Source organism: Methanosarcina barkeri 3 (assembly GCF_000970305.1).
Taxonomy (GTDB): Archaea; Halobacteriota; Methanosarcinia; order Methanosarcinales; family Methanosarcinaceae; genus Methanosarcina; species Methanosarcina barkeri_A.
The window spans coordinates 510,391-533,032 of sequence record NZ_CP009517.1; the positions used below are offsets into that span (position 1 = coordinate 510,391).

The 22,642-nt window shown below is 41.1% G+C and carries 13 protein-coding genes; 4 read left to right on the top strand and 9 right to left on the bottom strand.

Going from position 1 to position 22,642, the window contains the following annotated elements; all coding sequences use genetic code 11:
- Window positions 1-78 precede the first annotated feature (78 nt).
- Window positions 79-8,571 carry a PKD domain-containing protein gene (locus tag MSBR3_RS20840; protein ID WP_048106142.1) on the top strand — a complete coding sequence of 2,831 codons (8,493 nt, stop codon included), beginning with the start codon at window positions 79-81 and terminating at the stop codon, window positions 8,569-8,571.
- 320 nt (window positions 8,572-8,891) lie between these two features.
- On the opposite strand, the gene MSBR3_RS02160 is transcribed toward MSBR3_RS20840, so the two are convergent.
- The 5 genes from MSBR3_RS02160 to MSBR3_RS02180 all read right to left on the bottom strand — a co-directional run bounded on the left by MSBR3_RS02160 (window position 8,892) and on the right by MSBR3_RS02180 (window position 12,533).
- On the bottom strand, window positions 8,892-9,146 hold the full coding sequence (locus MSBR3_RS02160) for a hypothetical protein (RefSeq protein ID WP_048106143.1): 255 nt from the start codon (window positions 9,144-9,146) through the stop codon (window positions 8,892-8,894).
- Entirely contained in the window at window positions 9,127-9,762 is a 636-nt protein-coding gene (locus MSBR3_RS02165; protein ID WP_048106145.1) for a LysE family translocator, read from the bottom strand. The genes MSBR3_RS02160 and MSBR3_RS02165 overlap by 20 nt, the downstream gene beginning before the upstream one ends.
- 185 nt (window positions 9,763-9,947) lie before the next feature.
- Window positions 9,948-11,201, bottom strand: coding sequence for an RNA-guided endonuclease InsQ/TnpB family protein (locus MSBR3_RS02170; protein ID WP_048106146.1), 1,254 nt, complete (start codon window positions 11,199-11,201; stop codon window positions 9,948-9,950).
- Window positions 11,164-11,604 (bottom strand): IS200/IS605 family transposase, encoded by a 441-nt coding sequence (gene tnpA / locus MSBR3_RS02175; protein ID WP_048106147.1) that lies wholly within the window; start codon window positions 11,602-11,604, stop codon window positions 11,164-11,166. The genes MSBR3_RS02170 and tnpA overlap by 38 nt, the downstream gene beginning before the upstream one ends.
- A 131-nt stretch (window positions 11,605-11,735) precedes the next feature.
- On the bottom strand, window positions 11,736-12,533 hold the full coding sequence (locus tag MSBR3_RS02180; protein ID WP_048106148.1) for an alpha/beta fold hydrolase: 798 nt from the start codon (window positions 12,531-12,533) through the stop codon (window positions 11,736-11,738).
- A 248-nt stretch (window positions 12,534-12,781) separates the two neighbouring features.
- Here MSBR3_RS02180 and MSBR3_RS02185 point away from each other — a divergent pair, with 248 nt between their 5' ends.
- Window positions 12,782-13,939 (top strand): multidrug effflux MFS transporter, encoded by a 1,158-nt coding sequence (locus tag MSBR3_RS02185; protein ID WP_230627698.1) that lies wholly within the window; start codon window positions 12,782-12,784, stop codon window positions 13,937-13,939.
- 224 nt (window positions 13,940-14,163) lie between these two features.
- Here MSBR3_RS02185 and MSBR3_RS02190 read toward each other — a convergent pair whose 3' ends face one another.
- A complete protein-coding gene (locus MSBR3_RS02190) occupies window positions 14,164-14,832 on the bottom strand; it encodes a flavodoxin family protein (protein WP_048106152.1) in 669 nt (222 codons plus the stop codon).
- A 580-nt stretch (window positions 14,833-15,412) separates the two neighbouring features.
- Here MSBR3_RS02190 and MSBR3_RS02195 point away from each other — a divergent pair.
- Both MSBR3_RS02195 and MSBR3_RS02200 read left to right on the top strand, forming a co-directional pair.
- On the top strand, window positions 15,413-16,426 hold the full coding sequence (locus MSBR3_RS02195; protein ID WP_230627699.1) for a hypothetical protein: 1,014 nt from the start codon (window positions 15,413-15,415) through the stop codon (window positions 16,424-16,426).
- A gap of 188 nt (window positions 16,427-16,614) precedes the next feature.
- Window positions 16,615-18,294, top strand: a complete 1,680-nt coding sequence (locus MSBR3_RS02200) for an ABC1 kinase family protein (RefSeq protein ID WP_048106156.1) — start codon at window positions 16,615-16,617, stop codon at window positions 18,292-18,294.
- Between the two features lie 78 nt (window positions 18,295-18,372).
- Here the strand turns inward: MSBR3_RS02200 and MSBR3_RS02205 are convergent, their stop codons facing one another.
- From MSBR3_RS02205 to MSBR3_RS02215, 3 genes are all read right to left on the bottom strand, one after another.
- Window positions 18,373-18,861: a thioredoxin family protein gene (locus tag MSBR3_RS02205; protein WP_048106158.1), complete on the bottom strand. Its 489-nt coding sequence runs from the start codon at window positions 18,859-18,861 to the stop codon at window positions 18,373-18,375.
- Window positions 18,862-19,741: 880 nt separating this feature from the next.
- Window positions 19,742-22,132 (bottom strand): endopeptidase La, encoded by a 2,391-nt coding sequence (gene lon / locus MSBR3_RS02210; RefSeq protein WP_048106160.1) that lies wholly within the window; start codon window positions 22,130-22,132, stop codon window positions 19,742-19,744.
- A gap of 70 nt (window positions 22,133-22,202) precedes the next feature.
- A complete protein-coding gene (locus tag MSBR3_RS02215) occupies window positions 22,203-22,622 on the bottom strand; it encodes a MarR family winged helix-turn-helix transcriptional regulator (RefSeq protein WP_048106162.1) in 420 nt (139 codons plus the stop codon).
- Between the last annotated feature and the right edge of the window lie 20 nt (window positions 22,623-22,642).

Genomic DNA, 22,642 nt, shown 5'->3' on the forward strand with positions numbered 1-22,642 from the left:
GAAATCCGTTAGGCCTGAAAAACTGAAACACAATTTCAGGAGAGTCGTTCAATTCTCTACAAAAGAGGTGAATAAAAGATGGATAAAAGAATAACTCTAATTTTCCTTGCCCTTATCTGTACTTTGTTAATAGCACCTGCGGAAGCAAAGACCTGGTATGTCGATGATAGTGGTGGAGTAGATTATACAGATATACAGGCCGCTGTTAATAACGCTTCTTCCGGAGATACGATTTTCGTTTACAATGGGACCTATAATGGGTTCAAGGTAAATATACCATACTTAAGCATCATAGGAGAAAGTGCCGATCTTGTAACAGTGAGTAGCAGTATATATCTACCTGAAGGAACAGACACGTCTCAAAATGCAACAGGAACTGCTCTTAATGGATTGAAAATAACAGCAGCAACAAAAATTAAACCGAGTACACAATATGGTACGGTGTCGGATTTAATTATAAGAAATTGTGCATTTGAAGGAATTACTTCGTCAAATGCGATCGAAGTGAGAGCATATAACACTACTTTTGAAAATAACGTGGTATCAAATTGTTCGGGAAGTAATGTCTTAGTTTTAGTTGGAACTGCAAATGGTAATTCAACTATAATTACAAATAACACATTCAAAAACAACAGCAATGCAGCAGCTATAGCTTTCTCTAAAACAGCTAATAATACGGTAAAGAACAATCGTATTGAAGCAAATAATATTGTTTTTCTTTTCTCCAGTGTAGGTGGCGGAAACAAAATCTATTTAAACAGTTTATTTACTAATTCACAAATTACGAAGGTTTCAGGTACAGTTTCTTCCATTAACTGGTCTTCTCCAAATCAAATCACATATGCCTACAACGGTACGACCTACACCAGCTACATGGGTAATAATTGGTCCGATTACAACGGCACAGACACTAACAGCGACGGAATCGGTGACACTCCGTATGTCCTACCAAGCACCCTCGGAGCCGATAACTACCCCCTGATGCAGCCTTTTGAGAACTACTCTATAGGAAGCAGCGTCCCTGTTGCTCCCATTGCTGCATTCACAGCATCACCGACATCCGGAGATGCGCCTTTAACAGTCAGCTTCACGGACCAGTCAACTGGGTCCCCGACTTCCTGGCAGTGGGACTTTAACAATGACGGTACAGTCGATAGCACTGAGCAGAATCCAATATATACCTTTAGTACGGCCGGAACTTACTCTGTAAATCTAACTGTCAGCAATGCAGAAGGAAGCGATTCCGAGGTAAAGACAGGATACATTACCGTGAATGAACCAGTGCCAGCATCGGTTGCAAACTTTACAGCATCACCTACTTCTGGTAATGCTCCGCTCACTGTCCAGTTCACTGATGCATCAACCGGCACTGTCTCCTCATACGCCTGGGACTTCAATAACGACGGAATCGTCGACAGCAACACCCAGAGTCCTTCGTATACATACAGCGAACCTGGAACATACACCGTCAACCTCACTGTCGCTGGACCGGATGGGAGTGATTCCGAGGTAAAGACCGAATACATAACCGCAACTTCAGCAGCGACAAATGACCTCAGTATCTCAGGTATCGTCAATACGGTTCCAGGCTCTGCGGTTTTTGCCAAAGAACCAAATACCATAAACATTCTCAACATTATGAACACTGGAACTGGCAGTCTTTCTAATATTTCAGTAGCACTTTATGCAAGTGATGTATCCGGTGGGACGGTTCCGGTAAACACGACAACAATCGCATCCCTTGCAAGCGGAGGAAAGGCCACAATAAGCCTGATTGACCCGACTATCCGCAGCCTCGAAGGCGGCACGGTAACGTACACTGCAGTTGTTGACCCTGATAACCTGATCGCTGAAACCAACGAGGCAAACAATAACAAGAGCAGTGCGTCCAAACCGCTCAGATATAACGGTTATAAAGGCAAAGGCATCTACTGGGAAGGTGGCAGCAACATCACCACCAAACATACCTATGACCTTCAGGGTAACCTTCTTTACTCCACGCAGCCTGATACTGCTTACAAAGCTGTTGGCTGGAGTGACAGGACCGAAACATGGACTGCAGATGACCTTCCAATCCCCAGCGGTTCCACAATAGAAAAAGTCCTTCTTTATTTCGCCTACAACTGGGACCAAACTCCTGGCGGATATCCGTGGTTGAATCTTAACTTTAACGGAAACACAATTGAGAACGGAAATCTCTCAACAGGAAACGGAACTCTCTACAGGGACTGGAGCAATTTTGGCGGATATGCTGATTATGAATATGGTCTCTGTGTCTACGATGTAACTGACAAGTTCAACGAGGCCGGAAATAGCCTTGTAACGAATCCATATGATAGCTCTTACAATAAAATCGCACTGTATCCAAGCACCCTTGTTGTAATCTATCGAAACTCTAACGAGACCAGGAAACAGATCTTTATCAATGAAGAGTGCGACGAACTTGGCGTATCTGAGTCCAGTTACGGAACAACTCCTAAAGAGGCTACAGCATATGCTCCTTTCACTGGTATGTCCATTGACAAGAGCAAGGTAGCAAATGCTACGATGTACAGTTTCGCCGGAAGTGCCGGGCCCGATGAAGGTAACCTGCTTTTCAACGGAAACACCGTGGCAACAAGTGCATGGATGGGAAGTTCCAATTCAGCAAGTCCCCTAGTGTTTAACGTGAAAGATCACATTAATGAAACAGGAAACGAAGCCGGAATCCAGGGAACAACAAGCGGAGGCATGGATGCGCTTCAACAGATCCTTGTCGTTGACTATCAGAAAGAACAAGAACCTGCACCAGTAGCCAACTTTACCGCAAATGTGACAAGCGGTACAGCACCTCTAACGGTTCAGTTTACAGATGCTTCAAATGGCACTGTTTCTTCTTATTCCTGGGATTTCAACAACGATGGAACTGTTGACAGCACTGAGCAGAACCCTATCTACGTTTATGCTGCGGCCGGTTCCTACACCGTCAACCTCACTGTTGCGAATGAAGGCGGTAGCGACTCTGAAGTGAAGACAGATTACATTACTGTCGAAGGAACAGGAACTGGCGGACTCGCTGACACAGCATGGCCCAAATTCCATGCAAATCTCAATAATACTGGTCAGTCCCCATACAACGGACCACAGAGTAACAACGTTATATGGACCTACAACACGGGAAATTACATATTTTACTCAAGTCCTGTAGTTGGATCAGACGGAACTATCTATATTGGAAGCTACGACAATAATATATACGCATTAGATACCGATGGAACACTCAAATGGTCATACACCACCGGAGATAAAATACAAGGTTCAGCAGCGATAGGTGTAGAAGGAATCATCTACATAGGAAGCACTGATAATAAACTATATGCCTTGAATCCTGACGGAACACTCAAATGGTTCTATGTAACTGGAGGTTCAATACAAGGTTCACCAGCAGTAGGGGCAGACGGAACCATCTATATTGGAAGTTATGATAAAAAAGTATATGCCCTGAATTCCGACGGAACACTCAAATGGTCGTACACTGCTGAAAATAGCATTGTCGGTTCACCAGCAATAGGGGCAGACGGAACCATCTACATAGGAAGCTTTGATAATAAACTATATGCCTTGAATCTTGACGGAACACTCAAATGGTCATACACCACCGGAGGCACTATTGCCGATTCACCAGCGATTGCAGTGGATGGTGTCATATATGTAGGAAGTTATGATAAAAAAGTGTCTGCCCTAAATCCTGACGGAACACTCAAATGGTCATATAACACAGAAGGCACTATTGCCGGTTCACCAGCAGTTGCATCAGATGGAACTATATATATCGGAAGCGGTGACAAAAAAGTATATGCCCTGAATCCTAATGGAACACTCAAATGGTCATACATCACTGGAAGCCCAGTATATAGCTCAGCAGCGATAGGGGCAGACGGAACTATCTACATAGGAAGCAATGCTAATAAACTATATGCTTTTAATCCTGATGGAATACTCAAATGGTCATACACCACCGGAGGCTGGGTAACTAGTTCGCCCGCGATAGGGGTAGATGGAACTCTATACATCGGAAGCCGTGACAAAAAAGTGTATGCTTTTCAAGATGTTGCGACTGCTACTCCGGTTTCTAATTTTACTTCAAAGGTAACAAAAGGAACTGAAGGATACATTCCGCTCACTGTCCAGTTTACCGACACCTCACTGAATCGGCCGACATCTTGGTATTGGGATTTTGGTGATGGGAGCACTTCTACGAAAAAGAATCCTTCACATACTTACACAATACCTGGAACATACACAATCAGCCTGAATGTAACTAATAGCATTGGTAGTGACGATGAGGTGAAAACAGATTACATCACAGTAACCACACCAACTACCATGTATAGTGATTTAACTACCGAATCTGCAGCTTTTGCAACCATTTACCCACTTACCAATAACACTTTGAATGTGACTGTCACAAACTCCGGGGAAGAAAACGCTACGTCATTCAATGTGACAGTTCAGATTGGTGGGATTAGTAAGACTGTGAATATACCTGAACTTGCCTCAGGAAATAATACTACAATAAGTATTAAAGATATCAAACGCGAGGTTGGCTCTTCTGTCAAGGTCAATGTCAAGATCGACCCGGAGAACTCAATAATCGAGACAGATGAAACAAATAATGAGTACACTACTAATGCGATCATAACCGCAAGTGGTGAACGTTATGAAGGTGGCCGTTTCTCTGATGGATATGACAAAGTGAATACTGCAGTTTACGAGAAAGGAAACATTGGAGTAAGAGTTCTAGAATACGGCGATTACACCTGGTTTACTCATACTGGCACTGCTACCTATTCCGCCAAGGACCTGAATATCCCTTCCAATGCGACCATCAAATCTGCAAGGCTCTACCAGGCCTGGACTTGGTACGCAGACCCACACTTCACTGTTGAGTTCAATGGTCATAAGAGCCAGAATCCAGACGTCATATACACGGATAAAATCACGGGTAATTATGTCTTTGACGTGACTCCTTACTTCAGTGCTGGTAGTAATAACACTGCAGTCATAACCGCAGAAAATGACCAGAGGGGTTACTATGGTAATGTCCTTGTTGTGGTCTACGAGGATGCGAGCGAACCTTACAGGCAGATCTGGGTAAATGAAGGTTGTGATTGCCTGCTTTACGGAACTGAAGATCCTTATGTCGGTTATACCATCATCAACAATGTATCCACAGCAGGTCTTCTCTCCGCCAATGTTACTGCAGTTCTGCCCTCCGGTGAAAACGCTGATCTCAAAATCTCTCTCAATCAGAAATCCTTTTCCATGACCAGAAGCGACAAACCAGATCCATCATTCCACTATTACGACGTCACCGACGCAGTTAAGGATGGTACCAACGAGCTTGGCGTCAAGGGTCACGGTGGTGATTATTTTAATTACGCCCTTTCTATCGTGGAAATGACTAAATTAACCGCTTCTGAAGCCAACTTCACATCAAACGTTACGAATGGAAACGCTCCATTAAACGTTAAATTCACCGACATCTCAACCGGTACCCCAACCAACTGGACCTGGGACTTCGGTGACGGAAGTACCTCAACCGAACAGAACCCAACCCACATTTACAAGTCAGAAGGAACTTACACCGTAAAACTGACAGTCAAAAACTCTCTTGGAAGCGATTCCGAGGAGAAAACCGGATACATAACCGTTGGTTCAGCAGTTCTTGCTCCTGAAACAAATTTTGGTTCAAATGTGACAAGTGGTAACGCACCTCTCTCAGTCCAGTTCAAGGACGAATCCACAAACAGTCCTACTTCATGGGAATGGAATTTCGGTGATGGCAAGACCTCTACTGAACAAAATCCATCTCACACCTATGAAACCGTAGGCACATACACCGTAAATCTAACTGCCACGAACTATGGTGGAAGCAATACCACAACAAAAACCGACTACATAACCATAACTTCTGATACCTCAGCACCGGTTGCTAGTTTCACCTCTGACTCAAATTCAGGCCAGGTACCATTTACAGTTAAGTTTACAGATACCTCCACAGGCAAAGTGAGCAGCTGTAACTGGGACTTTGGAGACGGTAGTACTTCTACCGATCAGAATCCAACCCATACTTACGTGGCCGAAGGAAGCTACACTGTCACTCTGACTGCTACAGGTCCTGGAGGAAGTAACACAGCAACTTCTGGTAAACCTATTACTGTTAGTGCTTCTCTTACTTCCCCAAGTTACAACGGAGGAATTCCACTGACCACCGCTCAGAACGGAACCGTTTCAGGCGGGTTGTGGTATGACTCATATCCAGGTTTTTCCACATCTGCTCAAAAAACATTTACCTTGCCTGATTATACTAAGATTAAATGGGCAAGGTTGTATGTCACTGTTTACGACGGCCATATGGAAAATAACTATCGGGGTAACGTGAGTATTGACATAGATGCAAATGGTGACAGCAAATATGAGATCCAGAAGACTGAGAACTTTGATACCACTTATTCATTCCCTGGTACTGGTGGAACCGGTCCTGTGTGGTTAAGCGATCACATGAACCGTGTGACGAGTGATTACCTTATGTGGTACGACCTTACTGATGCAATTGCAGGTCAGAAGGTTAATGTTCAGGCTACAACCACAAAAGTTGATTCTTCGTTTGACGGTCGTGTCAAAGCTATGACTCTGGTTGTTGCTTATGACGATGGAGATTCTGACCAGGTCTATTACTGGGTCAACCAGGGCCATGATACTGTAAATCCGCTTGACGACACTTATACCGGTTCAACCTCATTTGGTACCTCTACGCTTGAAAAAGGCTGGAGTTCGGCAAATCTGACTGCAATCTTCCTTGCAAGTGTAGACGGAACCTATACTTTCCAGGGAACAAAGCTGGTTTCAGGTGTTAAATCCGGTTCTTACTACGGTGAAAATACCTGGGATATAAACAGTCTCCTTACTGTTGGACAGGACAGTAAACTTGATTATAACAAGCAGGAGAGCAACTATTACAAGGTTCCACTTGCTCTCATGAGTGTTAAATATACATCAGCTTCGCCAGAACTACCAACTGCAGATTTCAAAGCGGATGTAACTAACGGTACTGCGCCTCTCAATGTCAATTTCACTGATCAGTCGACTGGATCACCAACTTCCTGGTTCTGGGACTTTGGAGACGGTTTTAACTCTACCGATCAAAACATTTCTCACACATACACGTCAGTCGGTAACTACACTGTCAACCTTACGGTTTCCAACGCAGATGGAAGTGATTCTGAAGTAAAAACTGAGTACATTATGGTAAGCGAACCACTTCCTGGAGCACCTGTTGCAGATTTTGCAGCAACTCCGACTTCTGGTACTGCTCCTCTCACTGTCAACTTTAAGGATCAGTCAACTGGCACTGTTTCTTCGTATGCATGGGACTTCAATAACGATGGTAATATAGACAGCACGGAACAGAGTCCTTCGTATACTTACGGTACGGCAGGTACTTACACTGTCAACCTTACGGTAACCGGACCTGGTGGAAGCGATTCTGAGGTAAAAACCGGGTACATTAAAGTCACTGGTTCATCTCCTGGAAAGCCAGTAGCTGCTTTTTCAGCATCTCCTGCTTCAGGAAAAACACCATTAACGGTTACCTTTACTGATAAAAGTACAGGAACACCGACCAAATGGAAATGGAGTTTTGGAGACGGAACAACTTCAACCAAGCAGAATCCAAAGCATAAGTATTCAACCGCAGGAAAGTATACGGTAACACTGACAGTTTCCAATGCTAAAGGCAGTAACACGGTAACAGAAACCGACTATATAAAAGTGATATCAAAACCTGTTTCAAACTTTACCAGCAGTGTTACGTCTGGAAAAGCGCCATTGAGCGTTAAATTTACTGACACAAGCACAGGTACAGCTTCTGGCTGGATCTGGGAGTTTGGAGACGGATCAAGGTCATTTGTTGAGAATCCGGTTCATAAGTATTCTAAAGCAGGAACATATACTGTTAATTTGACAGTAAAGAATGCTGCAGGACGTAACACGGTAACAAAAACAGAACATATAAAAGTGACAGCAAAACCTGTTTCAAACTTCACCAGCAGTGTTGCATCAGGAAAAACACCATTAAACGTTAAGTTTACTGATACAAGTACAGGAACACCTGCTGCTTGGAAATGGAGTTTTGGAGATGGAGCAAGTTCAACCCAGCAGAATCCAGTTCACAAGTATTCCAAAGCAGGAACATATACTGTTAGTTTAACAGTAAAGAATGCTGCAGGCAGCAACATGGTAACAAAAACAGATTATATAAAGGTGACAGAAAAGCCGGTTGCTGAATTCTCTGCAACTCCTACCTCAGGAAAAGCGCCATTAACGGTTGCTTTTACTGATAAAAGTACTGGAACACCGACTAAATGGAAATGGAGTTTTGGAGATGGAAAAAGTTCAACCCAGCAGAATCCAAAGCATAAGTATTCCAAAGCAGGGAGTTATACAGTAACATTGACAGCAACAAATGCTGCAGGCAGCAGTACGACAACAAAAACAGATTATGTAAAAGTGACAACAAATACAAAATAAAGGATATAATCTGAAAACGAATAAACCTTGATTGAAAAATGATGAAAAATCGAGGCTAAAGAGGAGTGGGGGAATTATTTATTCTATTGATAAAACGATCTTCCACGGTTTTCGGGTAAGTGAGGATTCGTGATAAATTGTCTGATTTCCTCAACATTTGTCAAATAGTTTACTAAATTATAAGTTAGAACAGGTTATCGATCTATGTAAAGAGGCAAAACTTAAAACCGGTTTCTAATGCAAAATCGATAGCTTTCAGGTAAGAAATTTCCTTAACCGATAACCAGTGAAAAACATCTATAAGAGAGGGAATTTAGTGCTTAACCGATAACCAATGGAATGCATTTGGCAGATACTTTTAAAGAAGTGAGTATCAAGCCTGAATAGTGGAAACCAACATTTTCATTTTTAATTGCCATTTTGTAGCTTCTCTTAATGATAGTCATTCTAACTTTACTTATGTCAGAAATTCCGTCATGATCAAATGGTACCTCTACTGGTTTTTTATGATAGTCAACTCTAACTGTTAATTTCATAGCTTCTTCGATTTCGGATTCATTTTTGAGATAATGCAAGTTTTACTCCAATGCATGTGTAAATTCCGGCTTTTCCCCAGTTGATATATCTGCCAACTCCTGGCTTATGTATTATTCTCTCGCCAACGGTTCCGGCAAAGAACGAGACTGCGGAAAAGATCAGCCAGGCCTGAACCATGAAAATTATTCCCAGAAATATCATCTGCATCGGGACACTTCCCGAACCTATGTTTACAAACTGAGGCAGGAAGGCAAGGAAGAAAAGGGCAACTTTAGGGTTCAAAACGTTCATAAAGATTCCACGTCTATAAAGGGCAAAGACATCGGTTTCCCCGACAGGGGCCAAGGATACCAGTTCTTCACTCTCTTTTAAGGCGTGCCAGGCAAGGTAGAGCAGATAAGCTGCACCTGCGTATTTTACGATTTCAAAAGCAAGAGTGGATTTATATATCAGGGCAGAAACTCCAAGTGCGGCTGCTGTAGTATGTGCGAGTACGCCTGTACAGAGGCCAGAAGCGGTTGCAATTCCTGCTTTTTTACCCTGTGAAATGCTCTGGGTAATTACGAATAGGATATCAGGGCCCGGAAGAAGCGTAAGTGCTGCAGAGGCTGCAATAAAATAGATTAATTGAGATTGTTCGATCAAGTCTCTCACTTTTCCTTTTTCTTACTTTTCCTCTTTTTCGACTTTTCTTTTTCGACTTTTCTTTTTCGACTTTTCTTTTTCGACTTTTCTTTTTCGACTTTCTCTTTTCGACTTTCTCTTTTCGACTTTTCCTTCTTTACGTGAACTACCCCACCCTGTCGCTTCGCTCCGAGGGTGGAGCTTCCTTCGAGTGATTACGTCATTTGGATATTTGCAGTGATGCAGGTATCCATCTGTAATCCTGTTTGTCGAAGATTATCAGAAAATTTCTGATAGCTTGTCCACAAAGCATTTTGTGATAAGAACCGCTTCATGATGTTGATAGCACTATTTCTATCTCTATCAATTACGTTTCCGCAATCACAATTCATAGTTCTTTCCCAAAGAGGCATATCGTGCCTTTTTCCGCAAACACAACACTCTTTGGATGTATAGCTTTCATCAATTCTTATTACTTTTTTACCTGCAAGCTCTGCTTTGTAGGTCAAGAATTCGGTGAATCTGGAAAGATATCCTTGATTTTGTGTTGATCTGTTCTGAGAACGCTTTCTTTTTCCAGTTACTTTCTTTGATTGAGCCATACTTTTTAAGTTAAGATCACCCACGATTACTGTATTTGCTCTGGTGTTCTCGATCATGGTTTTAGAAAGTTTATGCTGAAAATCTTTGATCTGATTAGATTTCTTTGCTTCCATTTTCCGATAGGTTCTGTGCAACCTTATCCATTTTCTGCTTCCTTTTTTACAATGATCTCTTCTGGATTTGATTGTATCTATTTTTGTATTCCAGTATTGATCTGCTCTAGGCGTTTTAACTTCAAAGAATTTACCTTGAGTATTTACTGCTGTCACTATTTTTGTAATTCCTAAGTCTATTGCTTGATACAAATCGTTATCAATATACTCTGTGATTGGAATTTCTTCGTATGTTATGGATACAAAGAATTTTCCTCTGCCCTTATAGGGGTCATCATTGTAGATTTCAATCTGCTTGATTTCCAACAAATCAAAAGCATTTCCAATCTCAAAAGATAATGGAATTTCATTTACTTTATGAGAGAAACTGAGTTTCCCATTATTGATTTTGAATCCACTCTGATTGTAAACAAGAGTCATGAAGTATTTTCCACTTCGGAACTTTGGAGATCTTGCAGATTTATCACCATTTTTCCAGAGCGAGAAGAATGATTTATAATTAGCATCAAGTTTTTTCAGAACCGATTGCAGTACTTTGGAATACACCATATTGTACTGAGGAAATTTTTCTTTTAGTGCTGGAAGTTGATTCTGTTGTTCTACGTACTTTACACTTCTCTGTTCAGTTTTCCACGCATCTTTTCTTTCAGCTAAAGCGAAATTATAGAGGCATCTGCACTGTTCAGATAGTTGCCAAAGAACATCTACCTGTTCTTCAGTCGGATTTATCTTGATCTTCTTCGTCAGATGCATATTTGCCTTGATTCTCCACGTATTTTTTAAGTACGTCTAGGGTTACTTGCCCTGTCGATGCGATAAAATACGATCTTGACCAGAACGTATCTTCCCATAACATAGTCTTTACTTCAGGGAAGTTTTTACGAATCTCCCTTGAAGTTATAGTTTTGATTGTGTTGATGTATTTTGGAATATCAAGTGAAGGTTTTGCTGAAAATAATAAGTGGAAGTGATCTTTGTCACACTCAATATTCAGTACTTCAACATCGTATGTTTCACTTATGTTATGAATTTTAGTTTTAAGAAAATCGACAACTAAAGGATTCGTTAGAGCTTTTCTTCTATATTTCACACACTGAACGAAATGATAATGGAGTGAATATACAGAATGGCTTCCACGATCTAGTTTATACTGCATAGTTATCACTATGTTGATGTAACTATATGTATATAAATAATTATGCTACTGTGGTTTTGTAGAAGTTAACGGCTTTCATCCCCCACCTGTCGGGCTACGCCCTCCGAGGAAGGGGACTTCCCGCCTTAAAGTTAAATCTCATTACTCAGTAAGCTGTAAAATCTTTCCTTTGCTTCTCTTTCAATCCAGGGCTGATGCCCGCATTTTTTCAGTAAAATGAACCTGAAATCCTTTAAAGTACGTGAAAGAGGTTCTTTAACTCCTTCAAAAGGGTGAGGGTCATAGTCACCGTGAATCGCAACTACCTGGCAGCGGATTTCTTTTCCTAACTCAAGTAATTTTCCTTTGCTTCTAAGTTCACTGGCTTCTTCCCATACACCTTTAAAACTCTCGTAGTTGCATTCAAGCCCTTCTTCTTCGTGAGGAAGAGAGTCATAAGTATCGGCTTTCAACATTAACTTCCCAAAGTTGCACAGGGCTTCGTTCCGGTTTTTAGCTGAAGGATCGTTCAGGGTTTCGGTCAGTCGAACGAAATTCTTCAAATCTTCTTTTCCAAGTCGACTTATCCGGGTTTTAGTTATGCTTGCAGCATATTTTTCTTCATAGGGACCGCTCCCGATAAGTATTATCTTTTTTACCATATGGGGATGAAGGGCAGTAAACATAAAGCTGAGCATTGCGCCCCAGGAAAAACCGATTAACGTAATCGGCAGGGCGCCGTGTTTTTCCAGAACTTCACTGAGTTCCCTTACCTGCCCTTCAATGGTTATTGCAGTTTGAAGCGGTTCAAGTACGCCTCCAAAAGCGGAAAGTTCTCTTGCAACAGGTGCCATTTCACCCGGAGCTCCCGGACCGCCATGGATAACGGCGAGATTAAAAGGAGAGGTCCCGTACTTTCTCAAATTATTTATGCCTGGGTAGTTTTTCATTTTAGCACCAGGTTATGGTTTTTTGAGTTAATTATAAATGGGTATCAAATTTATCCGGATTTATTCTTACTGTCGTAACTGTTATATACAATTATATTCTTGCGGTATCTACACAAGATAGTTACACGTGTAACCGTGTTCCCGATTATATAGCTCTTAATTTTTAACGACTAACAATAAAGGATCTGGCTATGGCTTTCAAACAACAGACAAACGTTTCTAACCACAAATTAAGAAATAATTTGAAAATGACAGTGCCGCTTCTGGCTCTTCTGTCTGCCTTTCCTCCTCTTACCACAGACATGATCTTACCGGCTATTCCCTCCCTTGCCAAAAGCTGGAACGTCTCTCTATCGCTAGTTAACCTTAACCTGGTTTTTTTCTTTGTGACCTATGGGCTTTTCCTTCTCTTCTACGGCCCAATTTCTGATCGTTTTGGACGGCGACGTCCCCTCCTTGTCGGGATTGCAGTGTACATAGTGACAAGCCTGCTAGGTGCCTTTGTGTCCAGTGCGCCCATGCTGATAGGTATCCGCATACTGCAAGCTGCAGGAGCTGCTGCCGGTTCCTCTATATCCATGGCAATGACTAAAGATATTTTCATTGGTCAGGAGCGGGAAAGAATCCTTGCGTATATAGCTGTAATCATGGGTCTTGCCCCTATGCTTGCTCCAATCATTGGTGGGTGGATCCTTCTGTATCTTTCCTGGCACTGGATATTCCTTATGGAGGCATTCATGGGAATTGTAGCGATGTTTGGTGTTCTCCGCTTTCCGGAAACACTACCAGTAATATCTGAAGCTCCTTTATCTCAGGTCATGAATACCTACGGCAGATTGCTGCTCAATCCTTCGTATATGATCATGGTTCTAGTTATGTCTGTCAGTTTTTTTCCATTGTTTAGTTTCATTGCAGGTTCTTCTGCCATTTATATTAACGAGTTTGGCCTAAGTGAGCAAAAATACAGTTACTTTTTTGCTTTCAATGCCCTTGCCCTCATGATTGGTGCTTTTTCTTGCCTGCGGTTAATAAGAAGTGTGAACTCAAAGCACTTGATGACGATCGGGTTTGCAGGAGTCTTTCTGGGCGGTATTTTCCTACTTTTTATGGGACAACACGGTCCCTGGAGCTTTGCTTTGCCCATGTTTATGGTTTCGTTTTCCCTGGGTTTGAGCCGTCCGCCTAGCAATCACCTTGTGCTGGAACAGGTTGATCGGGATATAGGTTCAGCGTCTTCCATGCTGATTTTTACCTATTTCGCCTTTGGAGCTGTGAGTATGTGGTTCATCTCTCTGGAATGGGCGGATAAAATCCCTGTGCTCGGAACCACTGCCGCAGGTTGCGGAGCTCTGGTGCTTGCAGCATGGGTTATTATACAGAAAAGAGGGGTAAAAGGTATTGCTTAAACCTTATAAAGTCCAATAATCCTTGATACCCTGAATCTCCAATATAAAAAGTTAAAACCGAAATCTCCTATATAAAAAGTTAAAATCAAAAAAAGTTAAAATCCTTTTATCTCTTGCATTATAATTTTATTCCAGATTTAATTGACATTTTATATTATATAGTTGAGTCTTTCTGACTAAAGAATTAATTGTCGGTTTTAAACTTTATCCAATCCTGTATATTCTTACCTCTGGGTTTCCAGAGCTTTTTGCCGCTTAACGAGTCTGGCTCCCATCTCAAAGGCTTTCTGACAGTCCTGTGGAAACACTTCTTTTCGCTTTTTTTCCTTTTCCTGAGGATTGAAGACAGAAGAAACATATTTTGAATAATCATCAAACTGGTATGTATCGGTACTGAATAATGATTCGGAATACCCGAATATCCTTGTTGCAACCCATTCATTTGACTCAATAAGCTTATTAATCCCAACCAGCTCAAAAAGGTCCTCAGTGATGTTCATTGTGTAAATAAAACCAACAGGAATATTTCTAGGATAAAATGTCTGTATGTCAATAGAATAGGTTATATACGGGAATATATAGCGTTCCATAAAGGACCGCATTTCTCCTGTTGCATTCCCAAGGTAAATTGGCGATCCGAGTATAACTGCATCGGCATTCTCCAGCCTTTCCAGCACAGGTGTCAGCTCATCTTTTACTGCACACTTTCCAAAGCTTTTTCCACCTTTTAATTTGCAGGCAAAACAACTTATGCAGCCTTTAAAATTGAGGTCATAGAGGTGGATTAATTCGGTTTCTGCACCCTCCGAAGCTGCACCTTCAAGAGCTTTTTCCAGAAGGGTGGCTGTGTTCCAGTTTTTCCGAGGACTTCCGTTTATTGCTATCATTTTCATGATTTTTACCTTTCATTGTCAATATCTTTTATACTTATGTTCGTAACGTAGGTCTGAATTTTCTATATGAGATCACTAGATTCTAGAGTTCACTATGGTTATAGGATTCACTAAGATTATAAATTTCATTACATATTTTTACGGCAGTCTCTCATAGCCAAACACAAAAAAACTTTGAAAGAAAGCAGTTGTTTAAGAAATCTTTCTCAATAGTCGAAGTAGTGAGTTTTGACCGAAAAGCTGCAGAGGAAGAGAGTACTATAATGGGTAGGCTGTTGAGCCCTTTGAAATTTCTCGAGATAGATATTTTGGTTTACTGCCTGTGTTTTCTCGGTTTACAAGTAATTTTTTAAACCAGTATAAAGATATACAAATTATTTATTAGGTTGGCGCATATTCTCTAATAATGTGAAAAACTTCGATTATCAACTTCGACTATCAATTTCGATTATCAATTTCGATTATCAACTTCAATTTATCACCTTCGATTTATCAACTCCAGTACTTTTAATATCGGCATCTAAGGAACACTAAAAGCTTTCCAGTCTACTACTAACGCTTTTCCAGAGTTGAGAGTTTCATGAATAAGCAAAAAGTCATACTGATATTGTTACTGCTCCCGCTCACTCTATTTATGCTGTTTCTCTATGGTCCTTTCTTATTAATGGAGTTACTTGACAGTTCCTGGTACTACTCCGAAGAAGTTGATATTGGGTCTTTTGATTACAATTCCGTACTTACGAAAGCGGAAAAAGCTGGTTATGAGGTAGAGGGTTCCTGGCCCTGGCCCGGGAACTTTTCGGGCTTTGAACCAGGGAATGTCCCTGAGGTCCGGGAAAGCTTCGGAAGTGCTGCTCTTGTGCAGAATATAAGGCTTAACTATAACGAGAATTCCGAGCTTATTGTCTTTGCATGTGAAAACGGAACTGAAGCAGGAGCCGGAACCTGTATTGTTGTCTCGAACTTTAATCATTCCGACCCTCAGTTCCCCTTACAGCCATCGGAATTTCCTGATGACTCCTGGATGCTTGAAAAATTAGGGCTTCTCTTTGGCTCGGATGAAAAAGCTCCGGAAAAGTATCTTGAGGCTCTGAAAAAAGCTGCACAAAACCAGACATGGGACGCTGAAATACAGGTGAAAGAGCCCCCGAATTTTCCGGCTGTATATGCCTATCTTACGGAAAGCAGTGATGATTCCAGTTACGATAATTATGCTTTGGGTTTTTATGGGTACCCCAAAATAGGCTCGGATACGAAAGAAGTTTTTTTAAAGGACGGGAGCCAGGTTGGTTCAGTAAAATATTTTGTCCCAGAGGCAAAAGTAGTAACTTATGAGAAGGGGAACAGGTACATAGGAAACAGGTACACAGGAAACAGGTACATAGGAAACAGGTACACAGGAAACAGGTACATAGTTGAATTCGATTCCTCAGGAAAGGTCAGGCTCGAAATCATAATGCATGTCGGAAGCGTTGGAGAATCGATACCTGAAAAGGAATATCGCGCATTTTTCAGGGAAATGTTTGAAGAAATGGGACTTTCTACTGAAGTAGTTGACAGCTTTGAATTTTTTCACACTTCTTTAATGATGTGAACTACTGGAACTTAAACAATTTCTTCATATCCTATTAACTGAAGTTTGTAAATAATTTGGAAAACATAAAAATGGGATAGGAAACAGGAGCTATGAGAAAGAGATAAATAAACATATATATTATGTCCTGTTAACTTATTATAGAAATAAATTAAGTATCTCCACAAAAACTTCAGGCTAATGACAGTATGATACGTAAAAGACTTCATCGCTATGCCATGTTGAAAAGATATGGCCAGATAATTGAGGTTCTCCAGAAATATGGGTTTGGATATGTTGTTGACAAGATAGGTTTGAGCAGTATCAGGGACTTAACTTATAAGTTTAATAAAAAAGATAAGGTGGACAGGCTCAATACTTCAGGTCCGGTTAGAGTACGTAAGATACTTGAAGAACTGGGTCCGACCTATATCAAACTGGGTCAATTACTGAGCATGAGGCACGACCTTGTACCTTTGAAATACGCTACCGAACTCGCAAAACTTCAGGACGATGCACCTTCTTTTGAGTTTGAAAAAGTTGAACTAATTATAAGAGAAGAACTCGGTCATTCTATTGAAGAGCTGTTCGAGTACTTTGAAAAAAAACCACTAGCCTGTGCATCTATCGGGCAAGTTCATCGGGCAAAGATAAAAAATGGCGATGAAGTTGTCGTAAAAGTCCAGCGTCCTGGCATAAGTGAAGTAATCGAATCTGATCTGGATATTATGTACAGTATTGCAAGACTTATTGATGAACATATGCCAGAAGCGAGATTATACAGACCAACTGAGATTGTTGACGAATTATCGCACAGTATTCTTGCAGAAATAGACTATACTCAGGAAGGCTGGAATGCAGATCGTTTTGCAGACAATTTCAGAGAGAATGGTCAGGTTCATATTCCACGGGTTTACTGGGACTATACAAACACACGTGTGTTGACGCTGGAATATATCAAAGGTATTAAAGGCAGCCATGTGGATTTACTGGACATGCAGGGCTTTGATAGGAGCAATATAGCTTCCGTAGTAGTAAAAGCTTTCATGCAGCAGGTATTTGAAGACGGTTTTTTCCATGCAGACCTGCATCCCGGAAACATCCTTATAATGGAAGACGGGACCGTAGCTTTTCTTGATTTTGGAATGGCAGGTCACCTGTCCTCGGAAGTATGCGATATATTTCTGGATGGCATGGTAGCTTTAGTTAACGGAGATAGTTCAGCGTTCATAGAATTACTTCGGGATATGGGTTCTCTAGACTCTTATGCAGATACAAGATCATTGAAAGTGGATGTTGAATCCTTTCGCTCCAAATACTATGGTAAGGCCCTGAAAAAGCTTGATGCTTCAATAATAATTGAAGAGTTGATAGGTATTTTAAGGGACCATAAGGTTATGATGCCTCATAACATAGCCTTACTGGTAAGAGGTACAGTGGCTGTTGAAGGTTTTGGACTTATTATTGATCCGAATTTGAATTTTAGTGAACTTCTCGAACCTTATGTAAAAAATGAATTGAAAAAACGTTTTTATCCACAAAACCTGTCTCGTAAGGCCTATAGCAATATTTCAAGCTGGGCACGTCTCTTTCGAAAAGCACCTACTAAAATCTCACACATACTGGATCACGCTGAAAATGGCTATTTGAAAATAAAGTTTGAATCTGAGGAAGGTAACAAGCTGGCGTCCGAGATTGACGTTGCAAGTAATCGGTTATCTATCAGTCTGATTATTTCTGCTATGATTGTCGCTTCCTCTCTGGTCATTCAGACACATATGAGGCCTCTTGTTTGGGGTGTACCATTTCTTGGCACATTCAGCTTCGTTATTGCCAGCATCTTTGGACTATGGCTTGTATATAATATCTTCAGGACAGGCAGGGTATAACTCCACAAATGTATACTTTGCAGAAAAATAGATAACATGAAAAATTACAAAATTGGAAATTTTACTGCAAAGTTGGGTTTATTCGGATTTGGTATTTTCTTTTTGCAGCGCTAGATCCAGAACTTTTTCGAATTCTTGCTTATCCCTGAGTCCAAGAATTCTGGCCGTGAACCTGTTCTTGCTAACGTTTCCATCCTCTTGCATATATACATATTCTCCGTTTTCAATACCTATGATCACGGATGAGTCAGGAATAGAGCCTACTCCGAAATACTCAATAAATTCAGGGCTTTGTTCTATATCTACGGACATAATCGTTGCTTTTCCTTCATATTTATTTGCCAGTTCCTGAAGGATAGGTTTCATCTTCTGGCAGGGCCCACACCATTCGGCGCCGATTTTTAAAAAGACCGGGCCTTTCTCAAGTGATGTATTTATCTGTCCAAGTTCAGTCGTATTGACAACAGAACCATTACCATGAGACTCCTGGGTAGGGCTTTGCTCAGTACAACCAGCTGTAAAAAGCGTACCTATAATCAGAATCGATAATAGAACTAATTGCTTCATAGCGATCACCTGTTATTGCATTGATTAATGTTTTGTTTTCTATAGGATTTTCTGCAGTAATTTCTATGGATTTCCTCAGTAAAACTGAAAGTAAATGTCTGAATAAAACAACAAATGACCATATTTGTTGATTTTCGATGAACTAACTCCTGTGAGTTAATTTTTTTAACTGTTGGTTATTAATCGCTTGTTGCATTTTCCATTAGCCAGTTATTATACTTATAGGTGAAGTCAAAATAAATTTCAATAAGCTGATTTTATGTATACCGAATTGTTACTTAGAGCCTATTAAAAAATTAATGATGGCATGTATCAGTTACAATAGTTGATAATATCGAATAGTTACAATAGTTGATAATATCGAATATCAGTTAATTTATATATACTTCCAACTATAAAAGTCATAATTATAATAATTTTTGACATATTTTAAAAAAGTAAACTAAGATCTATTCTCTAATTCCTGTGTTTTAACTTCAAACATGATGATTTTTGATTCTTTTGCTTTGATGTAATTTCGGTTTTATAAGTCGGACTCTAACAACAGTACAGGGTAGTAGAAGAGTCACTTTTTTCCTGAGTTTAATGAATATAACCTGGTTGATTTAAGTTAACTAAAACAAAAACTTCATTTTCGATGCCCTTTTACATATTTTTCTATGAAAAAAAATGACTTTTTTTCAAATTTTCTGGGTATAAATTGGGAGAATAAATTAGGAGAAAATCTGGGAAAATAAATTAGGAGAAAACCAGGACGAAAAATTAGGAGAAAATCTGGGAAAATAAATTAGGGGAAAATCAGGAAGAAAAATTACGAGGAAAAATTTGGATGGGGTATTATGGTCTGAAGACCGTAAGCCCGATCCTTGCTTCTTAACGCTTATACACTATGCGCAGGTGCATAACTGTTTCCAGGATATGACGGTACTACCGGCCTGGGCAGATCAATATCCAGGGCTTCTCTCAAGACCTCTTCAATGGTCTCTACAGGCACGAACTGAAGTTCGTTTCTGGCATCCTCAGGCACATCTTCAAGGTCCCTTTCGTTTTCTTTTGGCAGGATTACCTTCTTTATACCTGCCCTGTGAGCTGCCAGAACTTTCTCTTTTATGCCTCCGACAGGCAGTACTGCACCGCTCAACGTTATTTCCCCTGTCATAGCAAGTTTGGGGTCAACAGCTTTTCCGGTTATCAGGGACGTAAGGGCGGTAAAGAGGGTTACGCCTGCTGACGGGCCGTCTTTCGGGGTTGCACCTGAAGGTACATGGATGTGAATATCACTTGAAGTGAAATCAAAGCTGTTTGCAGTATTTGCAAGCCGTGACCTGACAAGACTCAAAGATATCTTTGCAGATTCCTTCATCACATCTCCTAGCTGGCCTGTAAGAGTGAGTTTTCCGCTGCCTGGCATAAAAGTACCTTCTATGAAGAGAATATCTCCTCCCACAGGCGTCCATGCAAGTCCTGTAACCACGCCGGGTACGTTCTCTTTTCTGGCTTCTTCCTGCCTGATTATCTCTTTTCCTAGAATTTCTTTGAGCATGTCAGCCCTGACCACATAAGGAAGGTCGGCTTTACCTGACACAATCTTCTCGGACACAAACCTTGCAGTCTTGGCAAGCTGTTTTTTAAGTCCTCTGACTCCGGCTTCGCGGGTGTATTTATCGATGATTACTTTCAGGGCTTCATCTTCAATTTTGAGTTTTTCCGCATCAAGGCCGTGGTCTTCCAGTATGCAGGGCAGCAGATGGTCTTTCGCAATTGCAAGTTTCTCATTCTTTGTATAGCCTGAAATCTCAATAGTCTCCATTCTGTCAAGGAGCGGCCAGGGAATACTTGCCAGAGAGTTGGCTGTAGCTATGAACAGGACATCGGACAGGTCATATGGGATTTCCAGATAGTGGTCTGAGAACGTGCTGTTCTGTTCAGGGTCAAGGACCTCCAGAAGGGCACTTGCCGGATCTCCCGAATAGGAAGCTGAGAGCTTATCGACCTCATCAAGAATAAATACAGGATTTTTCGTGCCTGCTTTTCTCATACCCTGAATAATCCTTCCGGGCAGAGCACCGATATAGGTTCGCCTGTGTCCCCGAATTTCAGCTTCGTCTTTGACGCCTCCGAGGCTGACACGGACATATTTTCTGCCCAGAGCATCGGCAATACTTTTTCCAAGGCTTGTTTTACCGGTTCCTGGTGGCCCTATCAGGAGCAGAATTGAGCCCTGTTTCTCATGTTTCAATTTCATGACTGCCAGGTGCTGAATTATTCTCTCTTTGACCTTCTCCAGCCCATTGTGGTTGTTCTCAAGCACCTGACGGGCTTCGGCAATATCTATGCTCTTTTTCTCCTCGGTTATCCAGGGAAGGTCAAGCAAAAGGTCAAGATAATTCCTTATAACATGGGCTTCAGGATTATGACTTCCTCCGGTTTCGAGTTTCTTCAATTCTGAAAATGCCTTCTTTTTTACCTCGTCAGGCATAGTTGAGTTTTCAATTTTCTCCCTATATGCAGCGTCGCCTGATGCTGAGTCATCTCCTTCGTTGAGCTCTTCCTGAATCACTTTGAGTTGCTCACGGAGCATTGCCTCTCTGTTCGACTTGCTTATTTTGTCAGTGACTTTTTTTGCCATTTCGATCTGGAGATTGATATTTTCTTTATGCTTTGTCAAAATGTGAAGGAACAGAAGATACCTTTCACGAACCGAGGCAAGCTCAAGGAGTCTTTGCTTTTCGGCAAGTTTCACAGGTATGTACGGCATGACAAATCCCATTATCTGGTCAATGGAGTTCATCTTATCGATCGACTTGGTAAACTGTTCGGAGCCCTGGAACCTTGTGCTGATCTCGTGAATGGTCTTTTTTACATTCGCCATCAGTTCGGCCTCGTCGTCCTCGTCGAAATCCGGCAGATCATGGACAGGCCTGTAAGTTGTGTAGAACAGCCCATTCTTCCGATAAAGAGAAACTGCCTCTACCCTTTCGATAGCCTTTGCAATAACGAGATATCCGTCATCAGCAGGCTGTACATATGTAATTTTAAGCAGATTTCCGGTTCTATACAGACCTTCTTCCGATAGGTCCGAAGCTTTTATGTCGCTCTTCACAGTCAGCCCGACAGCGTTAATGAACTCGGAGTTTTTCATTTCATTAAGTAGTATTTCGCCAGTAGTTTTGTCAGATATGAGTTTTGTCCGGCTTTGAGGGTAAACCACAATCTCAAAAAGGGGTATAACCAGCATCTCTCTGTTATCGTCAGCTTGTTGTGAATACATTGTCATCGTCTCAATTATCATCTCAAATATTTAGTTTAATTTAACCTAACTATTTTTGTAAACAAAAAAATTACCTTACTTTTCTAAGGATTTCTATAAGTGTATCGAGCTCTTTCTCATTCAGTGAGTTCGCCATTCTTTCAATAACCTTCAATAAAGCGGTCTCTTCGGCACGGGCTAACATTTGCCCTTTTTCTGTCAGACGAATGTAAAAAATTCTGCCATCATCCTGACACTTCTCCCTGTATACACACTCCATTTTGATGAATTTATTAATCATCTCGGTGATGGTAGGCTTTGAATTGCTGGTAATTCTGGCAAGCTTACTGAATGTTACCTCCCCACATTCGTCAATGACTTTCAGGTATCCGATCTGCTTGAGAGTAATATCCGATAGTCCGCATTCAGAGAAGATCTGACAGGAGCATTCGCTTCTGATTTTGATCAGGTTTTCAAAAACTATGAACAAACGCTCTTTTTTCTCCATCATATCTTGATCTGTTCTGTTAG